Consider the following 17,531-nt stretch of genomic DNA (forward strand, 5'->3'; position numbering starts at 1 on the left):
TCTGGCTTGGCCCTGTGGCACACTGTAGATCACCCCTATAAATCAGCCGAAGCGCCCGGTGATGTAGTCCTGCGTGCGCTTATCCCGAGGATTGGTGAAGATATCCTGGGTGTCGCCCACTTCAACAAGATTGCCCAGGTGGAAGAAAGCGGTGCGCTGGGAGACGCGAGCAGCCTGCTGCATGGAGTGGGTCACGATCACGATCGTGTAGTTTTCGCGCAACTCATCAATCAGCTCTTCGACCTTTGCCGTCGCAATCGGATCCAGTGCCGAACATGGCTCATCCATGAGGATGACTTCCGGGCTGACGGCGATGGCGCGAGCAATGCACAGACGCTGCTGCTGGCCACCAGACAGGCCGGTTCCCGGGCTGTCGAGGCGATCCTTCACTTCTTCCCAAAGACCGGCTTTCTGCAGGGACGAGGCGACGATGTCATCGAGCTCGGACTTGCGGCGAACCAGACCGTGGATGCGCGGACCATAAGAGACGTTGTCGTAGATCGACTTTGGAAACGGATTCGGCTTCTGGAAGACCATGCCCACCTTGGCACGCAGCTGCACCGGATCGACCTTCGGATCATAGATGTCCTCATCGTCAATAGCGATGCGACCTTCGACACGGCAAATGTCGATGGTGTCGTTCATCCGGTTCAGGCAACGCAAGAACGTGGATTTGCCGCAGCCGGACGGGCCGATGAAGGCGGTTACGGTCTGCGCACGGATGTTGATGGACACATCTTTGATGGCATGCGTATCGCCGTAATAGACCTGGACCTTATCGGCCGAGATTTTGGTATTTTCCATTGCCGTAGCCTTATTGGGTTCAAACTCGTCGGCAGTTCGGATTGCTCCGGAAACTTCGCTCATGGCACTACTTCCCCTTACCAGCGGCGCTCGAACCTGCGACGCAGGATAATGGCAACAATATTCATGGTCATCAGGAACAGAAGCAGGATGATGATCCCACCCCAGGCCCGTTCGTAAAAGGCCGGATCCGCGCGCTTGGCCCATTCATAGATCTGGGCCGGCATGGCAGAGTTCGGCGACAGGAAGCCTTCGAACACGCCACTTGGATACTCGGAGGCGATGAAGCCCACCATCCCGATCAGCAGCAGCGGAGCGGTTTCGCCAAGCGCCTGAGCCAGACCGATGATGGTTCCGGTCAGAATGCCCGGCATGGCCAGAGGCAGAACATGGTGGAACACCGACTGCATCTTGGAAGCGCCAATCCCCAGAGCCGCATCCCGAATGCTCGGCGGAACCGATTGAAGCGAGGCGCGGGTGGAAATGATGATCGTCGGCAACGTCATCAGCGTCAGCACCAGACCACCGACCAGTGGTGCGGACTGAGGCAGATGGGCGAACTGGATAAATGCCGCCAGCCCCAGGATACCGAAGACAATCGATGGCACCGCCGCCAGGTTGGAGATGTTCACCTCGATCACATCGGTCAGACGGTTCTTAGGAGCGAACTCCTCAAGGTAGATCGATGCAGCCACACCAATCGGCAGGGCCAGGCACAGGACGACCAGCATCATGTAGAAGGAGCCAACCATGGCAACGCCGATACCGGCTTGTTCAGGACGGCTGTCCGAGGCATCGGACCCGAAAATGAACTGCCAGTTGAACCCGGAAGTCACGCTGCCTTGCTCTTTTAGCTGATCAACGATGTCGAGGTGCGCAGAATCGAGGTTCTTGTCTTCCGCCAGGGCTGCACGTGTCACACGGCCCTTGAAGTAGCCGTCGACGCGCGAGGATGTGAGGAAGTCAAACGGCACGGTGGTGCCAATGGCATCCGGGTTTGCCAGGACGAACTCACGCAGAGCACCCGGAGCTCCAGAGGACATGATCTGCAACAGCTTTTTGCTGTCCATGTCGGTCGAGACACCTGCCGTCTTCAGCTTCTCGATCAGCACCGCACCGATGATATCGCGGTATTTGGAGGTCTTGACGATGGACTTTTCAGCCGCCTCAATTTCCGACTGCACCAGAGGAACAGGCAGGGAGATAGATGTCTGCGTGAAGGCAGACAGTCCGTTGCTCAGGATCGAGACCAGCAAGGCGACCAGGAAGAAGACGCCGATGCCAATGGCACCGATGCCATAGAACTTGAACCGTGTCTCCGCGGCGTTGCGCTTTTTCGTGCGCTCATCGATCTCCAGCAGAGACTTGGAGCGAGCCGGTTCGCTTGCAGGTGTTGTGGTCAGCGTGACGTCGGTCATCAGTCGTACTGCTCCCGGTACTTGCGCACAATATAGAGGGCGAAGATGTTGAGGCCGAGGGTGATGACAAACAGTGTCATGCCCAGAGCAAAGGCGACCAGAGCTTCAGGCGAGGCGAAATCCGCATCCCCGGTCAGCTGGCTGACGATCTTGGCGGTCACCGTCGTCATCGCGTCGAAGGGGTTCATGCTGAGCCTTGCAGCAGCACCTGCCCCCAGTACGACGATCATGGTTTCACCTATGGCGCGAGAGGCCGCCAGAAGGATAGCCCCGACAATTCCCGGAAGGGCTGCCGGCATGATGACCTGCTTGACCGTTTCGGAATGTGTGGCGCCGAGCCCCAGGGATCCATCACGCATGGCCTGCGGCACAGCGTTGATGATGTCATCGGACAGAGAACTAACGAAAGGAATCAACATGATGCCCATCACCAGACCCGCGGTCATCACGGCGGTCCCGCCTTGCATCCAGCCGACGCCGAGTGCGCCATCGTTGCCGAAGATATCAACCAGAAGAGGCCCGACTGTCAGGAGTGCAAAGAGCCCGTAAACGATGGTCGGGATGCCCGCCAGAACCTCCAACAGAGGCTTAGCCACAGCGCGCACCGTTGGAGAGGCATATTCCGACAGGTAGATCGCCGCGAACAGTCCAACCGGCACCGCGACCGCCAGAGCAATCAGCGAGATATAGAGAGTCGCCCAGATGAGGGGGAGAATTCCGAGTTCGGATCCACCACCGAAGCTGGGGCTCCAGACCAGACCGAAGAAGAAGTCTTCTGCCGGGTAAAGCGAGAAGAACTCGACTGTATTGAAGATCAGCGAGAAGATAATCCCGACCGTGGTCAGAATCGCCAGCAGCGCCGCGAAAACCAGGATACCCTTGACCACTTGCTCGACGAAGTTGCGGGCGCGAAAATCCTTGTCCGTGCGACGGTAGGAAACCGCAAGGCCGCCAAGCGCAACAAGCAGGACAAGCACCGTGCGCATCCAGAACCCGGTAGCGGTCGCCGACCGGTAGGTTTGGGCCGCCTCAAGCTTTTCGGCCGTCACTTCGGCCCCAAGCGCAACACCGACCGCACCCAGCGTCTCGCGAATATCGGAAGACCCCGTGTTGAGCCTCGAAGCGTCTTGCGCCGTCAGAACACCGTTCTGAACCGCCAGATCAAGTCCGTCGGCGATCCGTCGAACGTCACTCATCACCAGCCCCAGCGTGCTCTCGGCAGCGGACTCGGCAGAGATCATTCCGGACACGGTGTGGTCCACCACGACTGGCTGGATAGCAAGCCATAGCAGAAGGGCCAGAAAGGTAGGCAACAGCACCGTCAGGGCACCGTTCCAGCCGTAGTAGCCAGGCAGCGAATGCAGCAAGCGGATATCACCTCCTGCAGATTTGAAAGCCCTGGACTTGGCCAACACATAGGCCAGGCCCGCTACGACAAGGATAGTTAGGAGCAGGAAGGATAACGCCATTATTCAAAAATCCGAACAGCAGGCAATAGAAGAGGGGCGGCCCAAAGGCCGCCCCTCAGGCGTCAGATACTTAGTTCATTGTCGCTTCGTTGGCGACAGCGTCCTGAGTAGCAGCCAGTTCCGGATCGGAAACCAGGCCGTACTGAGCCAGCGGGCCATCAGAGCCGGCCAGTTCGTCGGAGATGAAGAACTGAGCGTATTCTTTCAGACCAGGGATCACGCCGATGTGGGCCTTCTTGACGTAGAAGAACAGCGGACGGGAAACCGGATATTCGCCGGTGGAGATGGTCTCTGTGGACGGAGCCACACCAGACATGGTGGCAACCTTCAGCTTGTCAGTGTTGTTTTCGTAGAAAGCAAGACCGAAGACACCGACGCCGTTCTGGTTGGCGTCGATGCGAGCGAGGGTTTCTGTGTAGTCACCGTCGATATCAACAGACTTGCCGTCGGTGCGGACAGACATACAAGCGCCTTCCGCATCATCTTCGGACATGCCGCTGTCGACCATGGCTTTCATGGCGCCAGTGTCTTCACAGCCCTGCAGCAGGACCTTTTCTTCGAAGACTTCACGTGTACCGTGCTTGGTGCCCGGGATAAAGGCAGCAATTTCAGCATCCGGGAGGTCAGCGTTTGCTTCAGCCCATGTGCCGTAAGGGTTAGCGACAAGCTCGCCGTCCTTCAGCACCTTGGCGCCGAGAGCATTGTACCAATCAGACGGTGTGAAAGCTGTGAACGCCGGGCCATCCTTCTGGGAGGCGAAAACGATCCCATCATAACCGATGCGGACTTCGATGATGTCGGTCACGCCGTTTTCAGCACAAGCCTTGATCTCTTTTTCGCGGATCGCGCGGGAAGCGTTTGCAACGTCGATGGTGTTTTCACCAACGCCTGTGCAGAACTTCTTCAGGCCAGCGGAAGAGCCGCCGGATTCAACCACAGGGGTCGGGAAGTCGGTGTTTTCGCCAAAAGCTTCAGCAACGATGGAAGCGTAAGGCAGAACGGTAGAAGAACCAGCAACCTGGATCTGGTCGCGAGCCTGGGCGGCGCCGGAAACAGCGGTGGCAGCAACGGCCAGAGCAGCGGCGGAAACGAGGGTCTTGAATTTCACTTGACCACTCCCTTTGAATGTCAAGGTTTCTATCTATTCGCTAGGGTCTTCGTTGCCCGAGCGACAGCGAGGAACCTAGTGGGGACTGATGTGACTTCTATGACGAATTTATATCAGTTTTATGACTTTATAAGCCTCTGAAATTTAACGACTAATCTAAATGATTCACATTACCTCCATGAAACTCCTGGTGTTTCATTACATTTGCCCCTCCGTAAATCTATCTAGCTCGACCTACTGGGGTGCCGAGTCCTGGAGTCTGCAGACAACAGGCGACAATGATCGCGACATGAGCGTGCATTTTGAAAAGGCAGCATGAGAAAGTCAGGTCGTCTGGCGTCAGTCAAATCACACGACAGCAGAAACAGATTCGCGGCCGAAACCCACGTAAAAAAGCCTATTCGGCTTGCGCAGGCAGCGGGACGGAGAGAGCGAGCTCGATGTCACTCTCCTGATGAGGCAGCTCACCGGCGAAGACGACGGAGAAGGTCGCCCCCTTCCCCAACTCGCTTGCCACTTCGATCCTGGCCCGATGGCGGGTCAGGATGTGCTTGACGATCGCCAGTCCCAGACCAGTGCCTTTCATTGCACGACTGGAGGCCACATCCACCCGATAGAACCGTTCTGTCAGACGCGGAAGATGTTCCGCAGGAATGCCCTCGCCATAGTCACGTACCTGCAGGCACCAGTGCTTGCCGCCGGTTTCCTGGCGTTTGACCACGAGATCAACGCGCTTGCCTTGACTGCCGTACTTCAGCGCATTCTCAAGCAGATTTTCCGTCACCTGGATCAGTTCGTCCCGGTCGCCACGGATCATGACCGGCGTATCTGGACTTTCGGTATGAACCTCCAGACCCAGCTCCCGCGCAAGCGGTGCCAATGCATCGGCACTGTGGCGGACGATCTCGACCAGATCCGTCTTTTCAGCTGGCTGAACATGCGCTTTCAGCTCGATCCGAGACAAGGAGAGAATATCGTCAATCAACCGACGCATCCGGCCCGACTGTTCCAGCATGATGGCGAGGAAGCGATTGCGCGCGTCCGTGTCGTCTTTCGCCGGTCCCTGCAGGGTTTCTATAAAACCTGTCAGAGAAGCAAGCGGGGTGCGCAGCTCGTGGCTGGCGTTGGCCACGAAATCGGTTCTCATCCGCTCCAGCCGACGTTGTTCGGTCTGGTTCTGGATCACCACGAGAACAAAGTCCGGGGCAGCCCCGCCGCCGCCCTGCTCCGCCTGCCCCGGCATGTAGATAGGCGCCAAGTGGGCTTCGAACCAGGCTTCCGTCGGCACCTTTTCAGTCCAGGTGATCTGAGCCGGACGGCCTTCGACGCAAACCCGATCGAAGGCTTCAAGCAGCGATGGAGCGCGCAAGGAGAACGACAACGGATCGCCCGGCTTGACCGCCCCGTAAAATTTGGAGGCCGCCTCATTGACGTATCGGGTGATCCCGCGTCCATCGGCCACGAAGCACGGGTTTGGCAAAGCGTCTACAGTCAGCTTCATTCCGGTGCCAGGCCACATGCGACGTAACCGGCGTTGTTTCACCGCCTGCAGCTTTCGCGTCCGCGCCTTGCGTGGAAGATAGGCAATCATGCCGGTAAGCCCGATAACGACCGCGCCGCAAACCACGCCTGGCACCTGATAAAATGCATTCGCCAGCAGAGCCAGAATCGCGATCGCGACAATCGGCCACCGCGCTTCGGTCACACGTGTCCAAGGCGTAGCTGGCAAATATACCGCCATCGGGTCCGTCTGACTATCGTTGGTCTGGCTCATGGGTAAAATCTGTTGGTCCGAGAGGGAATAGGCGCTTAGTCGGCTTTGCTTCGATGTTCGGTACAGAAAGCGATATCATCCTGCAATGGGGGAGGCAGATAACATAGGTTGCATGTCATTCTGGCGACAATGGCGCAAAAACACCTAACGCCTGGGCATTCGCCCTTGTTTGCTGCCCCAGATGCTCACCACCCCGCACTTGCAGCCAGTGGCAGGCTATGGCAGCTCTCTTCAGCGCCCATTCGGTTTAGCCCCTGCTCCTCTCAAGCCCTCGCCATCTTCCGGGAGACTTTCTTGCAACACGAGCGAAATTTCGATCCTGCCTATGAGACTGCCATTGAGGTCATGCCAGGCATTCGCCGGATGACCGTGCAGAACCCCGGCCCTTTCACCTTCTTCGGTACCAACAGCTACATCATCGGTCACGAGGACGTGGCGATCCTCGATCCAGGCCCGCTGCATGAAAAGCATATGCATGCCTTGCTCCGCGCAACGCAGGGACAAAAAGTTGAGGCAATCCTGGTCAGTCACACCCACATGGATCATTCTCCCGGCGCCAAGGCCCTGCAGGCGGTAACCGGCGCTCCGATCATTGGTTGCGGGGCCCATCGCCCAGCGCGGGACCTGGCAGCAATGGAAACCAATGCGCTTGATGCCAGCGCCGACAAAGACTACCGGCCCGATCAGGAGCTGGGTGACGGCGAGCGTTACGCCATCGGCGGGTTCACTCTGGAAGCCGTCCCCACCCCAGGGCACACGGCCAATCATTTGTGCTTTGCCGTTGAAGGCACCGAAGTTCTGTTTTCAGCCGATCACGTCATGGCCTGGTCGACCAGTATCGTCGCACCGCCGGACGGTGCCATGTCCGACTACATGGCCTCTCTGGAGCGGCTACAGGCCCGCGCGGAGGATCATTTCCTGCCCGGCCACGGCGCAGCGGTCACCCAGGCGCATGAGTATATGAGCGCGCTGTGGGACCACCGCAAAGCCCGCGAAAAGGCCATCGCCGGGTGTTTGTCTGGTAACCCACTCTCGATTCCGCAGATCGTCGAGCTGGTTTATCAGGGATTGGACCCAATGCTGAAGCCAGCAGCCGGCCTGTCCGTTTTCGCCCACCTTGAGGATCTGACCAGCCAAGGCATCGTCAAAGCAGTGCCGAGTGCGAGTTTGCAAGCAGTTTACATGACGCCATGACAAGCAAGAAACTACGGCTTCGAAGGTGCAACTTGCAGGTTACGTTTCAGGCCCTGCAGGCATCAAAAGATCCTCTGCCGGTGCGGTTTGATCCCCCTCAAGATCCGGGAGATAGGGCTTGAAGCCGGGAAGCGGTGCACGACCGCCTTCTGCAAAGCCGGGTGTACCATCAAGCAGCAATCGGCCTTGCTCATCCAGGCGCTCATGCAGCGCCACATCTTGCGCTTCCACCTCTCCATATGTTTCCAACAGAACATCATCGATGCCCGCCAATACCTCACGAATGCGGTCGGCATTGCTATCGAGATCCCGCAGCCCTGTCTGTGAAGATGATCGCAGATCCAGCAAGGCGCCCATCGGGTCAGGACGGATCCGTACTACAAAGTCCTTGACCAGTCCGAGAAGCGGGCTGCGAACCCGTGCCTGCAGGCGGGTCGGCATATCCGGGAGGTCGGGCAAGGTCTCGTCAATCAAGGTCCAGCCATCCCGGCTCAACACTTCGCGCGCTGCACTATGCACCCGAGACGGCGACATCCGGTAGCGGCGCGGGACAATATCAAACGGATGTTCACCATCGTCCTGGCCGGTGAAGACCAACGGGCGACCGAATGTCCAGGCAGGCCCGGTTTGCAAGGCACCGGACGTACGGATCACCGGTGGATCATTGGGATTGGTGCTGATGTCGGATGCGCCTTCCAGCACCAATGGCGCGGCGATCAATGCAGACGCCGGAAGCAGTGCGACGAAGCCATACACCAGGCCGAACCCGGCATGCGTGAATCCGCGACCGCCGAAGCGCCAGAGCTGTGCGAAGGCGATCATCGCCAGAGCGATCGCAAAAAGACCAAGTCCGGCGGCCAACATGATTGCCAGCACCATGTCCCAAACGCCGATCGCATCCAGGCGGTGCCCCAGCACTGCAATCAGGCTGACCGGCAACCCAAGAGCGCCGAAAATACGGCTTACCCTGGCCGTTTTCGCTTGAAACAAGGGGAACCGCTTCATGTTGCTGAAATCCCACGCCAAGCAGTTTGTGCGTCAAGATTTCGCGCAACCCGGGTCTCAACTGGTCTGATCGTCATGTGCATTCGTGTCGTGCCATCGTCGAGATCGGATTTCCTGCAATGAAGTCATGGACAAAAGCTTGTCACTGGCTTCAGGCTGATGTTCAACCATAGAACCAATCCTGACGCATTTTCACAAGCATTGGATATGCTGATCCCAAGGCTGACCAGATTGAGCGCCCTTGATGACGGAGTTATTTCATGATTTTCGCGTATGTGCCGACGGTTCAGGGACTTGAAAAAATCCAGGTTGAAACCGGGACGGCCATCCCGCCGACCTCGGTCTGGATCGACCTTTTGCGTCCCAACCGTGATGAGCAACTAGCAGCGGAACGGTTGATGGGAGCCGAAATCCCAACCCGAGGCGAGATGGGGTCCATCGAGGCCTCTGCCCGCTTTTATGAGGAACCGGGCGCCCTGGTCATGACGACGCTCTTCCCGATCGCAGCACAGACCCCGGATCCCGAGGTCTCCTCCGTGACTTTCGTCATATCTTCCAAGCGGCTCGTCACCGTGCGCTACGGCGAACCCACATCGCTGAGCCAGTTTTCCCGCAAGGCCACCTCAACACGAGACATCGCTCATACCGGTCCGGGCGTTTTCGTCGCCCTGCTGGAAATTGTCGTTGACCGCTGTGCCGACGTGATGGAGGAAGCCTCCGCCAACGTCGATCAGATGAGCCTGAGGGTGTTTGAAAGCGGCATTTCAGCGCGAAAGAGCGCGCTTTATCAGCAGGCGATCAAGGAACAGGGCCGGATCGGACTTCAGGTCTCGAAAATGCACGACGTCTGTACCGGGCTCTCCCGGATGTCTCTGTTTCTTGATGTTCACTCCGAAAAGGTCTCCTTGCAGGACAAACAAAGGAAACTGCTCAAGAGCTTTGGCCGCGACGTCCACTCCATCAAAGAGCATGGGGACGCGCTCGACAGTCGGCTTTCATTCCTGCTCGATGCGACCATCGGACTGGTCAACCTGGAGCAAAACCAGACAGCCAAGACCTACTCCGTCCTCGGGCTGATCTTCCTGCCACCAACACTGGTCGCGTCCATCTATGGAATGAACTTCCAATCGATGCCAGAGCTGAGCTGGCAACACGGATTCGAATACGCCTTGGCCATGATGGGAGGTCTGGTGTTGCTGACTTACCTGGTGCTGCGTCTGAGGCGACTGCTGTAAGCCGCCTCAGACGCAGCACATCACGGGTAAAGTCGTTCAGTCGACCAGGCCTCTGTTGGGGTATTCCGTGTGAACAGGACCCGGTCATGCAAGCGGAAAGGCCGGTCGTGCCAAAATTCGATGGAGGACGGCACAAGCCGCAGCCCGGACCAATGCTCGGGCCGCGGAATATCGCCGATGTTGAACTTAGCGGTGTATTTCGCCACCTCCTTTTCAAGAGCAAAGCGGCTTTCCAGCGGGCGGGACTGCTTGGAAGCCCAGGCGCCGATGCGGCTGCCACGCGGCCGGGACTGGTAATATTCGTCCGCTTCTGCGTCAGAGACCTGCTCGATCGTCCCACGCAGGCGCACTTGACGCCGCAGTGATTTCCAGTGAAAGCACATGGCGCCCTTGCCCGCGCTCAACAGCTCACGTCCCTTGGCGCTTTCGAAGTTCGTATAAAAAACGAATCCCCGTTCATCGAAGTCCTTCAGCAGGACCATGCGCACATTCGGTAATCCACCTTCATCCACAGTTGCGACCGCAACAGCGTTGGGATCGTTGGGTTCAGACCCCTTTGCATCCTCAAGCCACGTGTGAAAAAGGGAAAATGGATCCTTGACCTCCGTAAAGTCACCTTTTGTTAACTCATTTGGCGAAGGCTCATGTGTGGTCATCTTGTCCTGCCGGAAAGTTTGAAGAAGCGTTTGTTTTTTCAACCTGTGCCGGACGAAGAGAAAGAAGTTTTCCGTTGGCACGCTGCAATTCATATACGCCGTTCGAGGCAAAGATCCAGAGGGCAGGCCTGGCCATTGTCCTCGTGAGCCTGTTCGCGGGGGGCTGCAGCCAGATTTCAGTTCCGATCGGATCCGCCGATGTGGAGACGCCGATGATCTTGACCGGGGCACTTCCATCGTCTGCCGATCAGGCCTTCGCGGATATCGAGGACGGCGACCGGGAGGTCATTGCGGGCACTTTGTCACTGCTTCTCAGCTCTCCTGACGAGACAACACCGTCGCTGGCTTATGTCGCAGGTGTCGCACCGGAGGACAGCGTTGCCTGGACAAACCCGACAACCGGCAATTCAGGAAGCATCAGTGCGATAGATCGCTCGACCTCCGACAGCACCGGCTGCGTCGGATTTCGGACCACGGCCAACACGATCGCCGGCGTCCGGCTTTATGCAGGAACAGCCTGCAAGGACATCCGCCAACAGCTGACCATTACCAGTTTGGCCGTAGAGGCCGCTTGAAGCTGTCAGAAATACCGGTAAAACGGTATGCAAATGACCGGCTCAAGCTAGATGGTATGGAATTTCTTCCCATCAGTTCCGATATAATGGTCAAGACCATTGCCTGCTCCCTGTGACGACAGCTGACTGCTACAGTGTGGAGCGGTAACCGACAATATTTGGTGACCTTAATGCGAGATCCCTACAGCGTCCTTGGCGTTGCGAAAACAGCGACTGAAGCCGAGATCAAAAAGGCTTTCCGCACCCTGGCAAAGAAGTTCCACCCGGATCAGAACCAAGACGACCCGGGCGCGCAACGTCAATTTTCCGAAGCGAACCAAGCTTACGAGATTGTTGGCGACAAGGAAAAGCGCGCCAAATTCGACCGCGGGGAAATCGACGCTGATGGCAAGCCACGCTATGCGGGCGGTTTCGGCGCTGGAGGACCCGGCGCGGGCGGCTTTTCCGGCTTCCAGGATTTCGACAAGAGCAGTGGCTTCCGATCCAGAACGGAATCCGGCGGCAATTATTCCGGTGGCGGATTCGACGATATTCTGAATGACATTCTCGGCGGCTTCGGCGGCGCACGGCGTGGCCGTGGCCCGGCGGGACCCGGTGCAGCAGGTGCCGGCACACGTCAGCGCGCAACCGGCGCGCCTCCGAAGAAGGGGCAGAATGCCGACATCATTGCACATGTGTCTCTGGAAGAGGTCGTCAATGCCGGCAAGACAGCCGTCAAGCTGCCAAGCGGCAAGACCGTCAATGTTACCATTCCGGCGGGCACCACGGAGGGCGAAACGATCCGCCTGCGCGGCCAGGGTCATCCAGGAAGCGACGGCGGCAGTGCCGGGGACGCCATGGTGGAAGTCCGCCTTAAGAAACACCCGTTGTTCGAAGTGCGCGGCTACGATCTATTGCTCGACCTGCCACTGGCGCTTTACGAGGCTGTTCTAGGAGCCAAGGTCCGCACACCAACTTTGACAGGCGCAGTCAATCTGACCATTCCAGCCCACTCTTCCAGCGGGAAGATCATGCGGCTGAAAGGCAAAGGGCTACCGACCAAGACTGGTGGACATGGCGACCTGCTGGTCAAACTGCAGATCACCCTTCCGCCGCACGAAGATTCAGAACTCCACACACTGATGACCGCCTGGCGAGAGCTGACCCCCTACAAGGCACGCGGCCCCGAGTTCGACTGAGCGATATCCCCGTTGTTATTTGGGTCATCGCCAGATCGCAGAATGGGACGAATCTGTCCTATCCGGCAACCGGTCCCAAACTGCAGGGTGCAACACTGTCGGCAGGAACGAAGAAGTCAGGAGCGAGTGCTTGCGTCGGATCAACACGGTACTGGTCAAAATCAGTCCAGCCGCGTGATGCGAGGAACGTGTCGTCGATCAGGAAATTCCCGGTGAACCCGGCGGACTTCGTCGTGAAGATCTGATAGGCAGCCTCGGCGATTATATCGGGTGTTCGGCTCTGCTGCATCAGCTTGTCGCCACCGATGATGTTCTTGATCGCCGCGGTTGCGATCGTCGTGCGTGGCCAGAGTGCATTCACTGCGACACCCTGCTTGCGCAGTTCGCCCGCCAAGCCCAGAACCGCCAGGCTCATGCCATATTTGGCTATGGCATAGGGGGTAAACCCGGCAAACCATTTTTCCTGCATATCGAGCGGTGGTGACAGCGTGAGAATATGCGGATTGTCAGACTTGGCGAGGTAGGGAATGGCGTGTTTGGAACAGGCCAATGTGCCACGCGTGTTAACCTGATGCATCAGATCGAAGCGCTTCATGTCGGTCTGAGCCAAAGGCGTGAGCTGGATGGCACTGGCGTTGTTCACCAGAATATCCAGCCCGCCAAAAGTCTCAGCAGCCTTGGCCATGGCTGCTTCGACGGCCTCGTCATCACGAACATCCAGCACCAATGGCAAGGCCTTGCCGCCCGCGGCCTCGATTTCCTCTGCTGCTGAGTAGATCGTACCTTCCAGCTTGGGGTGCGGCTCGGCTGTCTTGGCGGCGACCACCACATTGGCGCCATCGCCGGCCGCCTTGAGCGCAATCGCCCGTCCGATGCCGCGAGAGGCACCGGTGATGAAAAGCGTTTTTCCAGAAAGATTGGTCATGAAGTGTCTCTCGAAGTCGGACGTGTCGACGGCTCAGCCCTTGCGGGTCATGAATGCCTGGAAGGCGGCCTGGGTTTCAGCGGCGGCAAGGCGCTCGGCGAAGATCCGTGCCTCAAATTCGATGCGGGCGAGCACTGCGGAGCGATCCCCCAAAAGCAGATCCCGAGACAGACGCAAGGCTTCCGCTGGTTTCGCGCTGAGCTTATGCGCGCAAGCCATAGCCTCATCTTCAGCGGCCTCACTGATGTGATTGACGAAGCCTGCGGAATGAGCCCGCTCGGCACTGAAGCTTTCGCCCAGACACAAAAGCTCAAATGCCCGCTGATGCCCCATGATCAAGGGACCGAGCAAAGACGATCCGGCTTCCGGCACCAAACCCAGATCAAGAAACGGGGTCTTGAACAGAGACTTCGGCGTCGCGAACACCATGTCGCAATGCATCAGCAGCGTGGTGCCGACCCCGATGGCGAGGCCGTCGACAGCTGCCACCAGAGGCTTCTCATTCAGCGCAAGTGCCTTCAGAAAGCGCAGAACTGGCGTTCCTTCAAGATCGCCACCTGAGGCCATCTTGATGAAATCGGCGATGTCGTTGCCAGCCGTGAAACATCCTGATGACCCGGCAATCAGGAAACATCGGATTTCGGGATTGTCGCGGCCCTCCTCCAGAGCCTCGGCCAGTGCTTGATACATCGCAGCCGTCAGGGCGTTCTTCTTTTCGGGGCGCGCAAACCGAAGCAGGCACACTCCTTCCGTGAGGGTCTTTTCAATCATCGGCGGGTCCTCCCTTGCCGAACAAAATGGATCAGGACGCAAGAGATTCCGGGTCGAACTCCAGAATCGACGCACTGGATGTCACGATGTCGTTTTTCAATGCGAGCGTTTCGGTCAAAAGAGTTTCGGCAAAATTGCGTGCAAGAAGGGCTCGCTGAGGCGCTGCATGCGCGTGGACGCCGGTCGAGTTCAACGCCCCCTTGGCCAAGAGAACGCCGCCCACTGTCAGGCCGAAAAGACGCAAGTAAGGCGTGGCACCGGCCAGAACTTCCGGCGTACGGCCTTCCGAACGCGCGACCTGCATCCATTCGGTCGCCTCGCCCAGGGCATCCAGAGCTTGCGACAGATTGTTGGCAACGCCCGACAGTCCCGAAAGCCCGGAGGCTGCGACGGTGTCTGCAACCGAACGCAGCTCACTCATGTAGCCTTTGACATGTGCCCCGTCGGACATCGGCAACTTGCGCAGCACCAGATCTATGGCCTGGATGCCATTGGTGCCCTCATAAATCGCCGCGATGCGGGCGTCGCGCAGATGCTGGGCTGCTCCGGTTTCCTCAACATACCCCATGCCTCCATGGATCTGGATGCCGAGAGAGGCGACTTCACTGCCGAAATCGGTCGAGACAGCCTTGGCAAGCGGGGTCAGAACACCGGCTCGCTCCGCCCAGAACGCTTTGTCTTCTGCGCTTTCCGAGGCATGGCTCATATCAATGGCATGCGCGCAGGCGTAACACAGCACACGCGCCACCTGCGTGCGGGACTTCATCGCCAACAGCATGCGCTTGATATCCGGGTGACGGGCAATCGAGCTCATCTCCGGTCCCTTGTCGCCCGGGCCGCGTCCCTGCTTGCGGTCCAGGGCATAGGCCAACGCCTGTTGATAGGCCCGTTCCGCCACTCCCAGCCCCTGAACACCGACGGCCAGACGGGCGTTGTTCATCATCGTGAACATGCAAGCGAGGCCGCGATTTTCCTCACCGATCAGCCAGCCCGTGGCTCCTCCCTCGTCACCAAAGATCATGGTGCAGGTAGGCGAGCCGTGGATGCCGAGCTTGTGCTCAACGCCGGCGCAACGCACATCATTGCGCGGTCCCAACGATCCGTCGGCCTGAACCGGGAATTTCGGTACGAGGAACAGCGAGATGCCCTTGGTCCCCGCCGGAGCATCCGGGAGACGGGCCAGCACGAGGTGGACGATGTTGTCCGTCATGTCGTGCTCGCCGTATGTGATGAAGATCTTCTGACCGAAGATGCGGTAGGTTCCGTCGTCATTGCGTTCTGCGCGGGCGCGAATGGCATTCAGATCTGATCCGGCCTGAGGCTCGGTCAGGTTCATCGTCGCCATCCACTCGCCCGACACCAGTTTTTCCAGATAGGTCGTCTTCAGGTCGTCACTGGCGTGCTTCTCCAGCGCTTCGACGCCGCCCATGGTCAGAGTTGGTCCGATCGCAAAGGCCATCGATCCGGAATTCCACATTTCCAGAGCGGCGGTGTTCAGCATCACCGGCAGGCCTTGTCCACCGGACGCCTCAGAGGCGCTCAATCCGTTCCACCCGCCTTCGGCCCAGGCCTTGTAAAGCTCCTTCCAACCCGGAGGCGTGCTCACCTCACCGTTCTTGAATGGTGTCCCGTGCAGATCAGCCACCCGGTTCAGCGGAGCGATTTCCTCGCCGGCAAACCGACCCGCCTCAGTCAAAATAGCCTCGAACAGATCATCGCTGACTTCTGAAAAACTTGCCGTTTTCTGAAGGTCGGACAGGCCGCAGACCTGTGAAAGGGTGAAGGCGATCTCGGTGATCGGCGCCTTGTACATTCAGAACCTCCCAATTCGTTCTTTCGATGCTGCGGCCTGACACCCTTGACGGGCGGGCCCAAGCACCGCAAAAGCCCCTTATCGAGGCGTGTTTCAGCGAGACAGTAGTCTGCTTGACGTAAACGTCAACCCGTATCCTAAGGGCAGGTCAAACCGGCGACACAACGTGCGCCTCCTCTCCTGACGGGTGCTGCCGCGCTGACAAATACTAGATTCGGAGCGAGGCGGAACCATGCACCGGTGGACTGTCAACCTGAACACCAGAAGCTGGCTGGACAGCCCCGAAGCCGCAGAGGTTGCCGGCTCGTTGACCGCCGGCCAACTGATTGCTGTGCCGACAGAAACCGTCTACGGGCTTGCTGCGGATGCCAGCAACGGCGAGGCCTGTGCCCGGATCTATGAGGCGAAAGGTCGCCCCCAGTTCAATCCGCTGATTTCCCATGTGGAAAGTTTCTCCCGCGCTCAGACACATGGCGTTTTCTCGCCATCGGCCATCAAACTGGCGAAAGCGTTCTGGCCGGGTCCACTTACCCTGGTGCTCCCGAGAAAAGACAGCTCGCCCATCTCCAGCCTGGCAACGGCAGGGCTCTCCACGGTTGCCTTGCGGGTTCCCGCAGGGCCGGTCATGCGGTTTCTGGCAGAGACGACCGGGCGCCCTATCGCAGCGCCGAGCGCCAATCTTTCCGGCAAGATCAGTCCGACCACTGCCGATGACGTTGCCGCAGACCTCGGCAACAGCCTTGCCTGGCTCATTGACGCAGGCCCCTGCACGGTTGGGGTTGAATCCACCATCCTGTCCGTGATTGACGACAACGTCCGCCTTCTGAGACCCGGAGGCCTTTCCCGCGAGGACATCGAGGCCGTTCTTGGATATACGGTAGAAGGTGTGCCCCAGATCGGCGGAACGGAAGCTCCTCTGGCCCCCGGCATGCTCTCATCTCACTATGCGCCGCGCGCCGGCGTTCGATTAAATGCACACAATGTAAAAGCTGGCGAAGCGCTGCTGACCTTCGGCTCACTCCCCGTCGAAGGACAGAATCTGGCCTGCAGTGTGTTCAACCTGAGTGAGACCGGTAGCCTCACTGAAGCGGCTGCAAACCTGTTCTCCGGTCTCCGAAAGCTGGATGCCACCGGTAGCGGCCAGATCTGCGTCGCACCGATTCCCTTTACCGGCCTGGGTGAGGCGATCAACGACCGCTTGATACGCGCAGCAGCCCCACGAGACTAATCTCTTCATCCAATTTCGATCGTTTACCCGGCAAACCTGACAAGTCAGGTGTTGCACAGATGCAGCGGTCGCTTCGTTTTGCACAGGTTAAGCTGGATCGCGGATCAATCATCTCGTGTAAATTTAAAATTTACCCTACGTTAATAACAGAAGTTCTCTTTGCACCTACCTCCCCTCGAGCGCGTATCTGCTCGCACCTAAAGCGGGGTCGGACCTAAGCCCAGGTCGACCCCGCCTCTTTAGAGGGCGCCCTCACCGCTCTAGATCGACGCTTTCCAAGGCAAGGCGTCTCCAGCAGCAAGCCGCCTGCCGTCCTTGCCACCCGCAGGTGCTTACCGGCATATACCAATGCCGACGAGGGGCAGGCAGCCTCGAAAT

The 17,531-nt window shown here is 58.5% G+C and carries 15 protein-coding genes; 5 read left to right on the plus strand and 10 right to left on the minus strand.

Features of this window, described 5'->3' with window-relative positions; all coding sequences use genetic code 11:
* Positions 1-42: 42 nt before the first annotated feature.
* The 5 genes from pstB to J0X15_RS09550 all read right to left on the minus strand — a co-directional run bounded on the left by pstB (position 43) and on the right by J0X15_RS09550 (position 6,573).
* Positions 43-804 (minus strand): phosphate ABC transporter ATP-binding protein PstB, encoded by a 762-nt coding sequence (gene pstB / locus J0X15_RS09530; RefSeq protein WP_231710368.1) that lies wholly within the window; start codon positions 802-804, stop codon positions 43-45.
* 77 nt (positions 805-881) lie between these two features.
* Complete coding sequence (gene pstA / locus J0X15_RS09535) at positions 882-2,222, minus strand: phosphate ABC transporter permease PstA (RefSeq protein ID WP_206940042.1); 1,341 nt, start codon at positions 2,220-2,222, stop codon at positions 882-884.
* Complete coding sequence (pstC, locus tag J0X15_RS09540; RefSeq protein WP_206940044.1) at positions 2,222-3,691, minus strand: phosphate ABC transporter permease subunit PstC; 1,470 nt, start codon at positions 3,689-3,691, stop codon at positions 2,222-2,224. The genes pstA and pstC overlap by 1 nt, the downstream gene beginning before the upstream one ends.
* 70 nt (positions 3,692-3,761) lie before the next feature.
* Positions 3,762-4,799, minus strand: a complete 1,038-nt coding sequence (locus J0X15_RS09545) for a substrate-binding domain-containing protein (protein WP_206940046.1) — start codon at positions 4,797-4,799, stop codon at positions 3,762-3,764.
* A gap of 397 nt (positions 4,800-5,196) precedes the next feature.
* A complete protein-coding gene (locus J0X15_RS09550; protein WP_206940048.1) occupies positions 5,197-6,573 on the minus strand; it encodes an ATP-binding protein in 1,377 nt (458 codons plus the stop codon).
* A gap of 294 nt (positions 6,574-6,867) precedes the next feature.
* Between J0X15_RS09550 and J0X15_RS09555 the strand changes: the two genes are divergently transcribed.
* Positions 6,868-7,767, plus strand: a complete 900-nt coding sequence (locus tag J0X15_RS09555) for an MBL fold metallo-hydrolase (RefSeq protein WP_231710340.1) — start codon at positions 6,868-6,870, stop codon at positions 7,765-7,767.
* A 39-nt stretch (positions 7,768-7,806) separates the two neighbouring features.
* Here the strand turns inward: J0X15_RS09555 and J0X15_RS09560 are convergent, their stop codons facing one another.
* Positions 7,807-8,772 (minus strand): DUF1499 domain-containing protein, encoded by a 966-nt coding sequence (locus tag J0X15_RS09560; protein WP_206940050.1) that lies wholly within the window; start codon positions 8,770-8,772, stop codon positions 7,807-7,809.
* Positions 8,773-9,032: 260 nt separating this feature from the next.
* On the opposite strand from J0X15_RS09560, the gene J0X15_RS09565 reads away from it, so the two are divergent.
* Positions 9,033-10,007, plus strand: a complete 975-nt coding sequence (locus J0X15_RS09565; protein WP_206940053.1) for a CorA family divalent cation transporter — start codon at positions 9,033-9,035, stop codon at positions 10,005-10,007.
* A 20-nt stretch (positions 10,008-10,027) separates the two neighbouring features.
* Here J0X15_RS09565 and pdxH read toward each other — a convergent pair whose 3' ends face one another.
* The gene (gene pdxH, locus J0X15_RS09570; RefSeq protein WP_206940054.1) at positions 10,028-10,663 is read right to left on the minus strand and encodes a pyridoxamine 5'-phosphate oxidase; all 636 of its coding nucleotides are present in this window, start codon (positions 10,661-10,663) and stop codon (positions 10,028-10,030) included.
* 74 nt (positions 10,664-10,737) lie between these two features.
* On the opposite strand from pdxH, the gene J0X15_RS09575 reads away from it, so the two are divergent.
* Together J0X15_RS09575 and J0X15_RS09580 are read left to right on the plus strand one after the other, a co-directional pair.
* Positions 10,738-11,238, plus strand: a complete 501-nt coding sequence (locus J0X15_RS09575) for an RT0821/Lpp0805 family surface protein (protein WP_209015205.1) — start codon at positions 10,738-10,740, stop codon at positions 11,236-11,238.
* 170 nt (positions 11,239-11,408) lie between these two features.
* Positions 11,409-12,416, plus strand: coding sequence for a DnaJ C-terminal domain-containing protein (locus tag J0X15_RS09580; protein WP_206940056.1), 1,008 nt, complete (start codon positions 11,409-11,411; stop codon positions 12,414-12,416).
* Positions 12,417-12,474: 58 nt separating this feature from the next.
* Here J0X15_RS09580 and J0X15_RS09585 read toward each other — a convergent pair whose 3' ends face one another.
* From J0X15_RS09585 to J0X15_RS09595, 3 genes are read right to left on the minus strand one after another with little or no spacing between them, the layout of a single operon-like run.
* Positions 12,475-13,341, minus strand: coding sequence for an SDR family oxidoreductase (locus J0X15_RS09585; RefSeq protein ID WP_206940058.1), 867 nt, complete (start codon positions 13,339-13,341; stop codon positions 12,475-12,477).
* A 33-nt stretch (positions 13,342-13,374) separates the two neighbouring features.
* Positions 13,375-14,112, minus strand: a complete 738-nt coding sequence (locus J0X15_RS09590) for a crotonase/enoyl-CoA hydratase family protein (RefSeq protein ID WP_206940060.1) — start codon at positions 14,110-14,112, stop codon at positions 13,375-13,377.
* Positions 14,113-14,143: 31 nt separating this feature from the next.
* Positions 14,144-15,925, minus strand: coding sequence for an acyl-CoA dehydrogenase (locus J0X15_RS09595; protein WP_206940062.1), 1,782 nt, complete (start codon positions 15,923-15,925; stop codon positions 14,144-14,146).
* Positions 15,926-16,157: 232 nt separating this feature from the next.
* Between J0X15_RS09595 and J0X15_RS09600 the strand changes: the two genes are divergently transcribed.
* Entirely contained in the window at positions 16,158-17,153 is a 996-nt protein-coding gene (locus tag J0X15_RS09600) for an L-threonylcarbamoyladenylate synthase (protein WP_206940064.1), read from the plus strand.
* The last annotated feature ends 378 nt before the right edge of the window (positions 17,154-17,531 follow it).

This window comes from Roseibium limicola (assembly GCF_017313085.1).
In the GTDB taxonomy this organism is placed as follows: domain Bacteria; phylum Pseudomonadota; class Alphaproteobacteria; order Rhizobiales; family Stappiaceae; genus Roseibium; species Roseibium limicola.

Excerpts from the sequence above, each read along its gene's own strand:
- pstB (WP_231710368.1), bottom strand. The coding sequence starts at position 804 with ATGGAAAATACCAAAATCTCGGCCGATAAGGTCCAGGTCTATTACGGC.
- pstA (WP_206940042.1), bottom strand. The coding sequence starts at position 2,222 with ATGACCGACGTCACGCTGACCACAACACCTGCAAGCGAACCGGCTCGC.
- pstC (WP_206940044.1), bottom strand. The coding sequence starts at position 3,691 with ATGGCGTTATCCTTCCTGCTCCTAACTATCCTTGTCGTAGCGGGCCTG.
- J0X15_RS09550 (WP_206940048.1), bottom strand. The coding sequence starts at position 6,573 with ATGAGCCAGACCAACGATAGTCAGACGGACCCGATGGCGGTATATTTG.
- J0X15_RS09560 (WP_206940050.1), bottom strand. The coding sequence starts at position 8,772 with ATGAAGCGGTTCCCCTTGTTTCAAGCGAAAACGGCCAGGGTAAGCCGT.
- J0X15_RS09565 (WP_206940053.1), top strand. The coding sequence starts at position 9,033 with ATGATTTTCGCGTATGTGCCGACGGTTCAGGGACTTGAAAAAATCCAG.
- pdxH (WP_206940054.1), bottom strand. The coding sequence starts at position 10,663 with ATGACCACACATGAGCCTTCGCCAAATGAGTTAACAAAAGGTGACTTT.
- J0X15_RS09580 (WP_206940056.1), top strand. The coding sequence starts at position 11,409 with ATGCGAGATCCCTACAGCGTCCTTGGCGTTGCGAAAACAGCGACTGAA.
- J0X15_RS09585 (WP_206940058.1), bottom strand. The coding sequence starts at position 13,341 with ATGACCAATCTTTCTGGAAAAACGCTTTTCATCACCGGTGCCTCTCGC.
- J0X15_RS09590 (WP_206940060.1), bottom strand. The coding sequence starts at position 14,112 with ATGATTGAAAAGACCCTCACGGAAGGAGTGTGCCTGCTTCGGTTTGCG.
- J0X15_RS09595 (WP_206940062.1), bottom strand. The coding sequence starts at position 15,925 with ATGTACAAGGCGCCGATCACCGAGATCGCCTTCACCCTTTCACAGGTC.
- J0X15_RS09600 (WP_206940064.1), top strand. The coding sequence starts at position 16,158 with ATGCACCGGTGGACTGTCAACCTGAACACCAGAAGCTGGCTGGACAGC.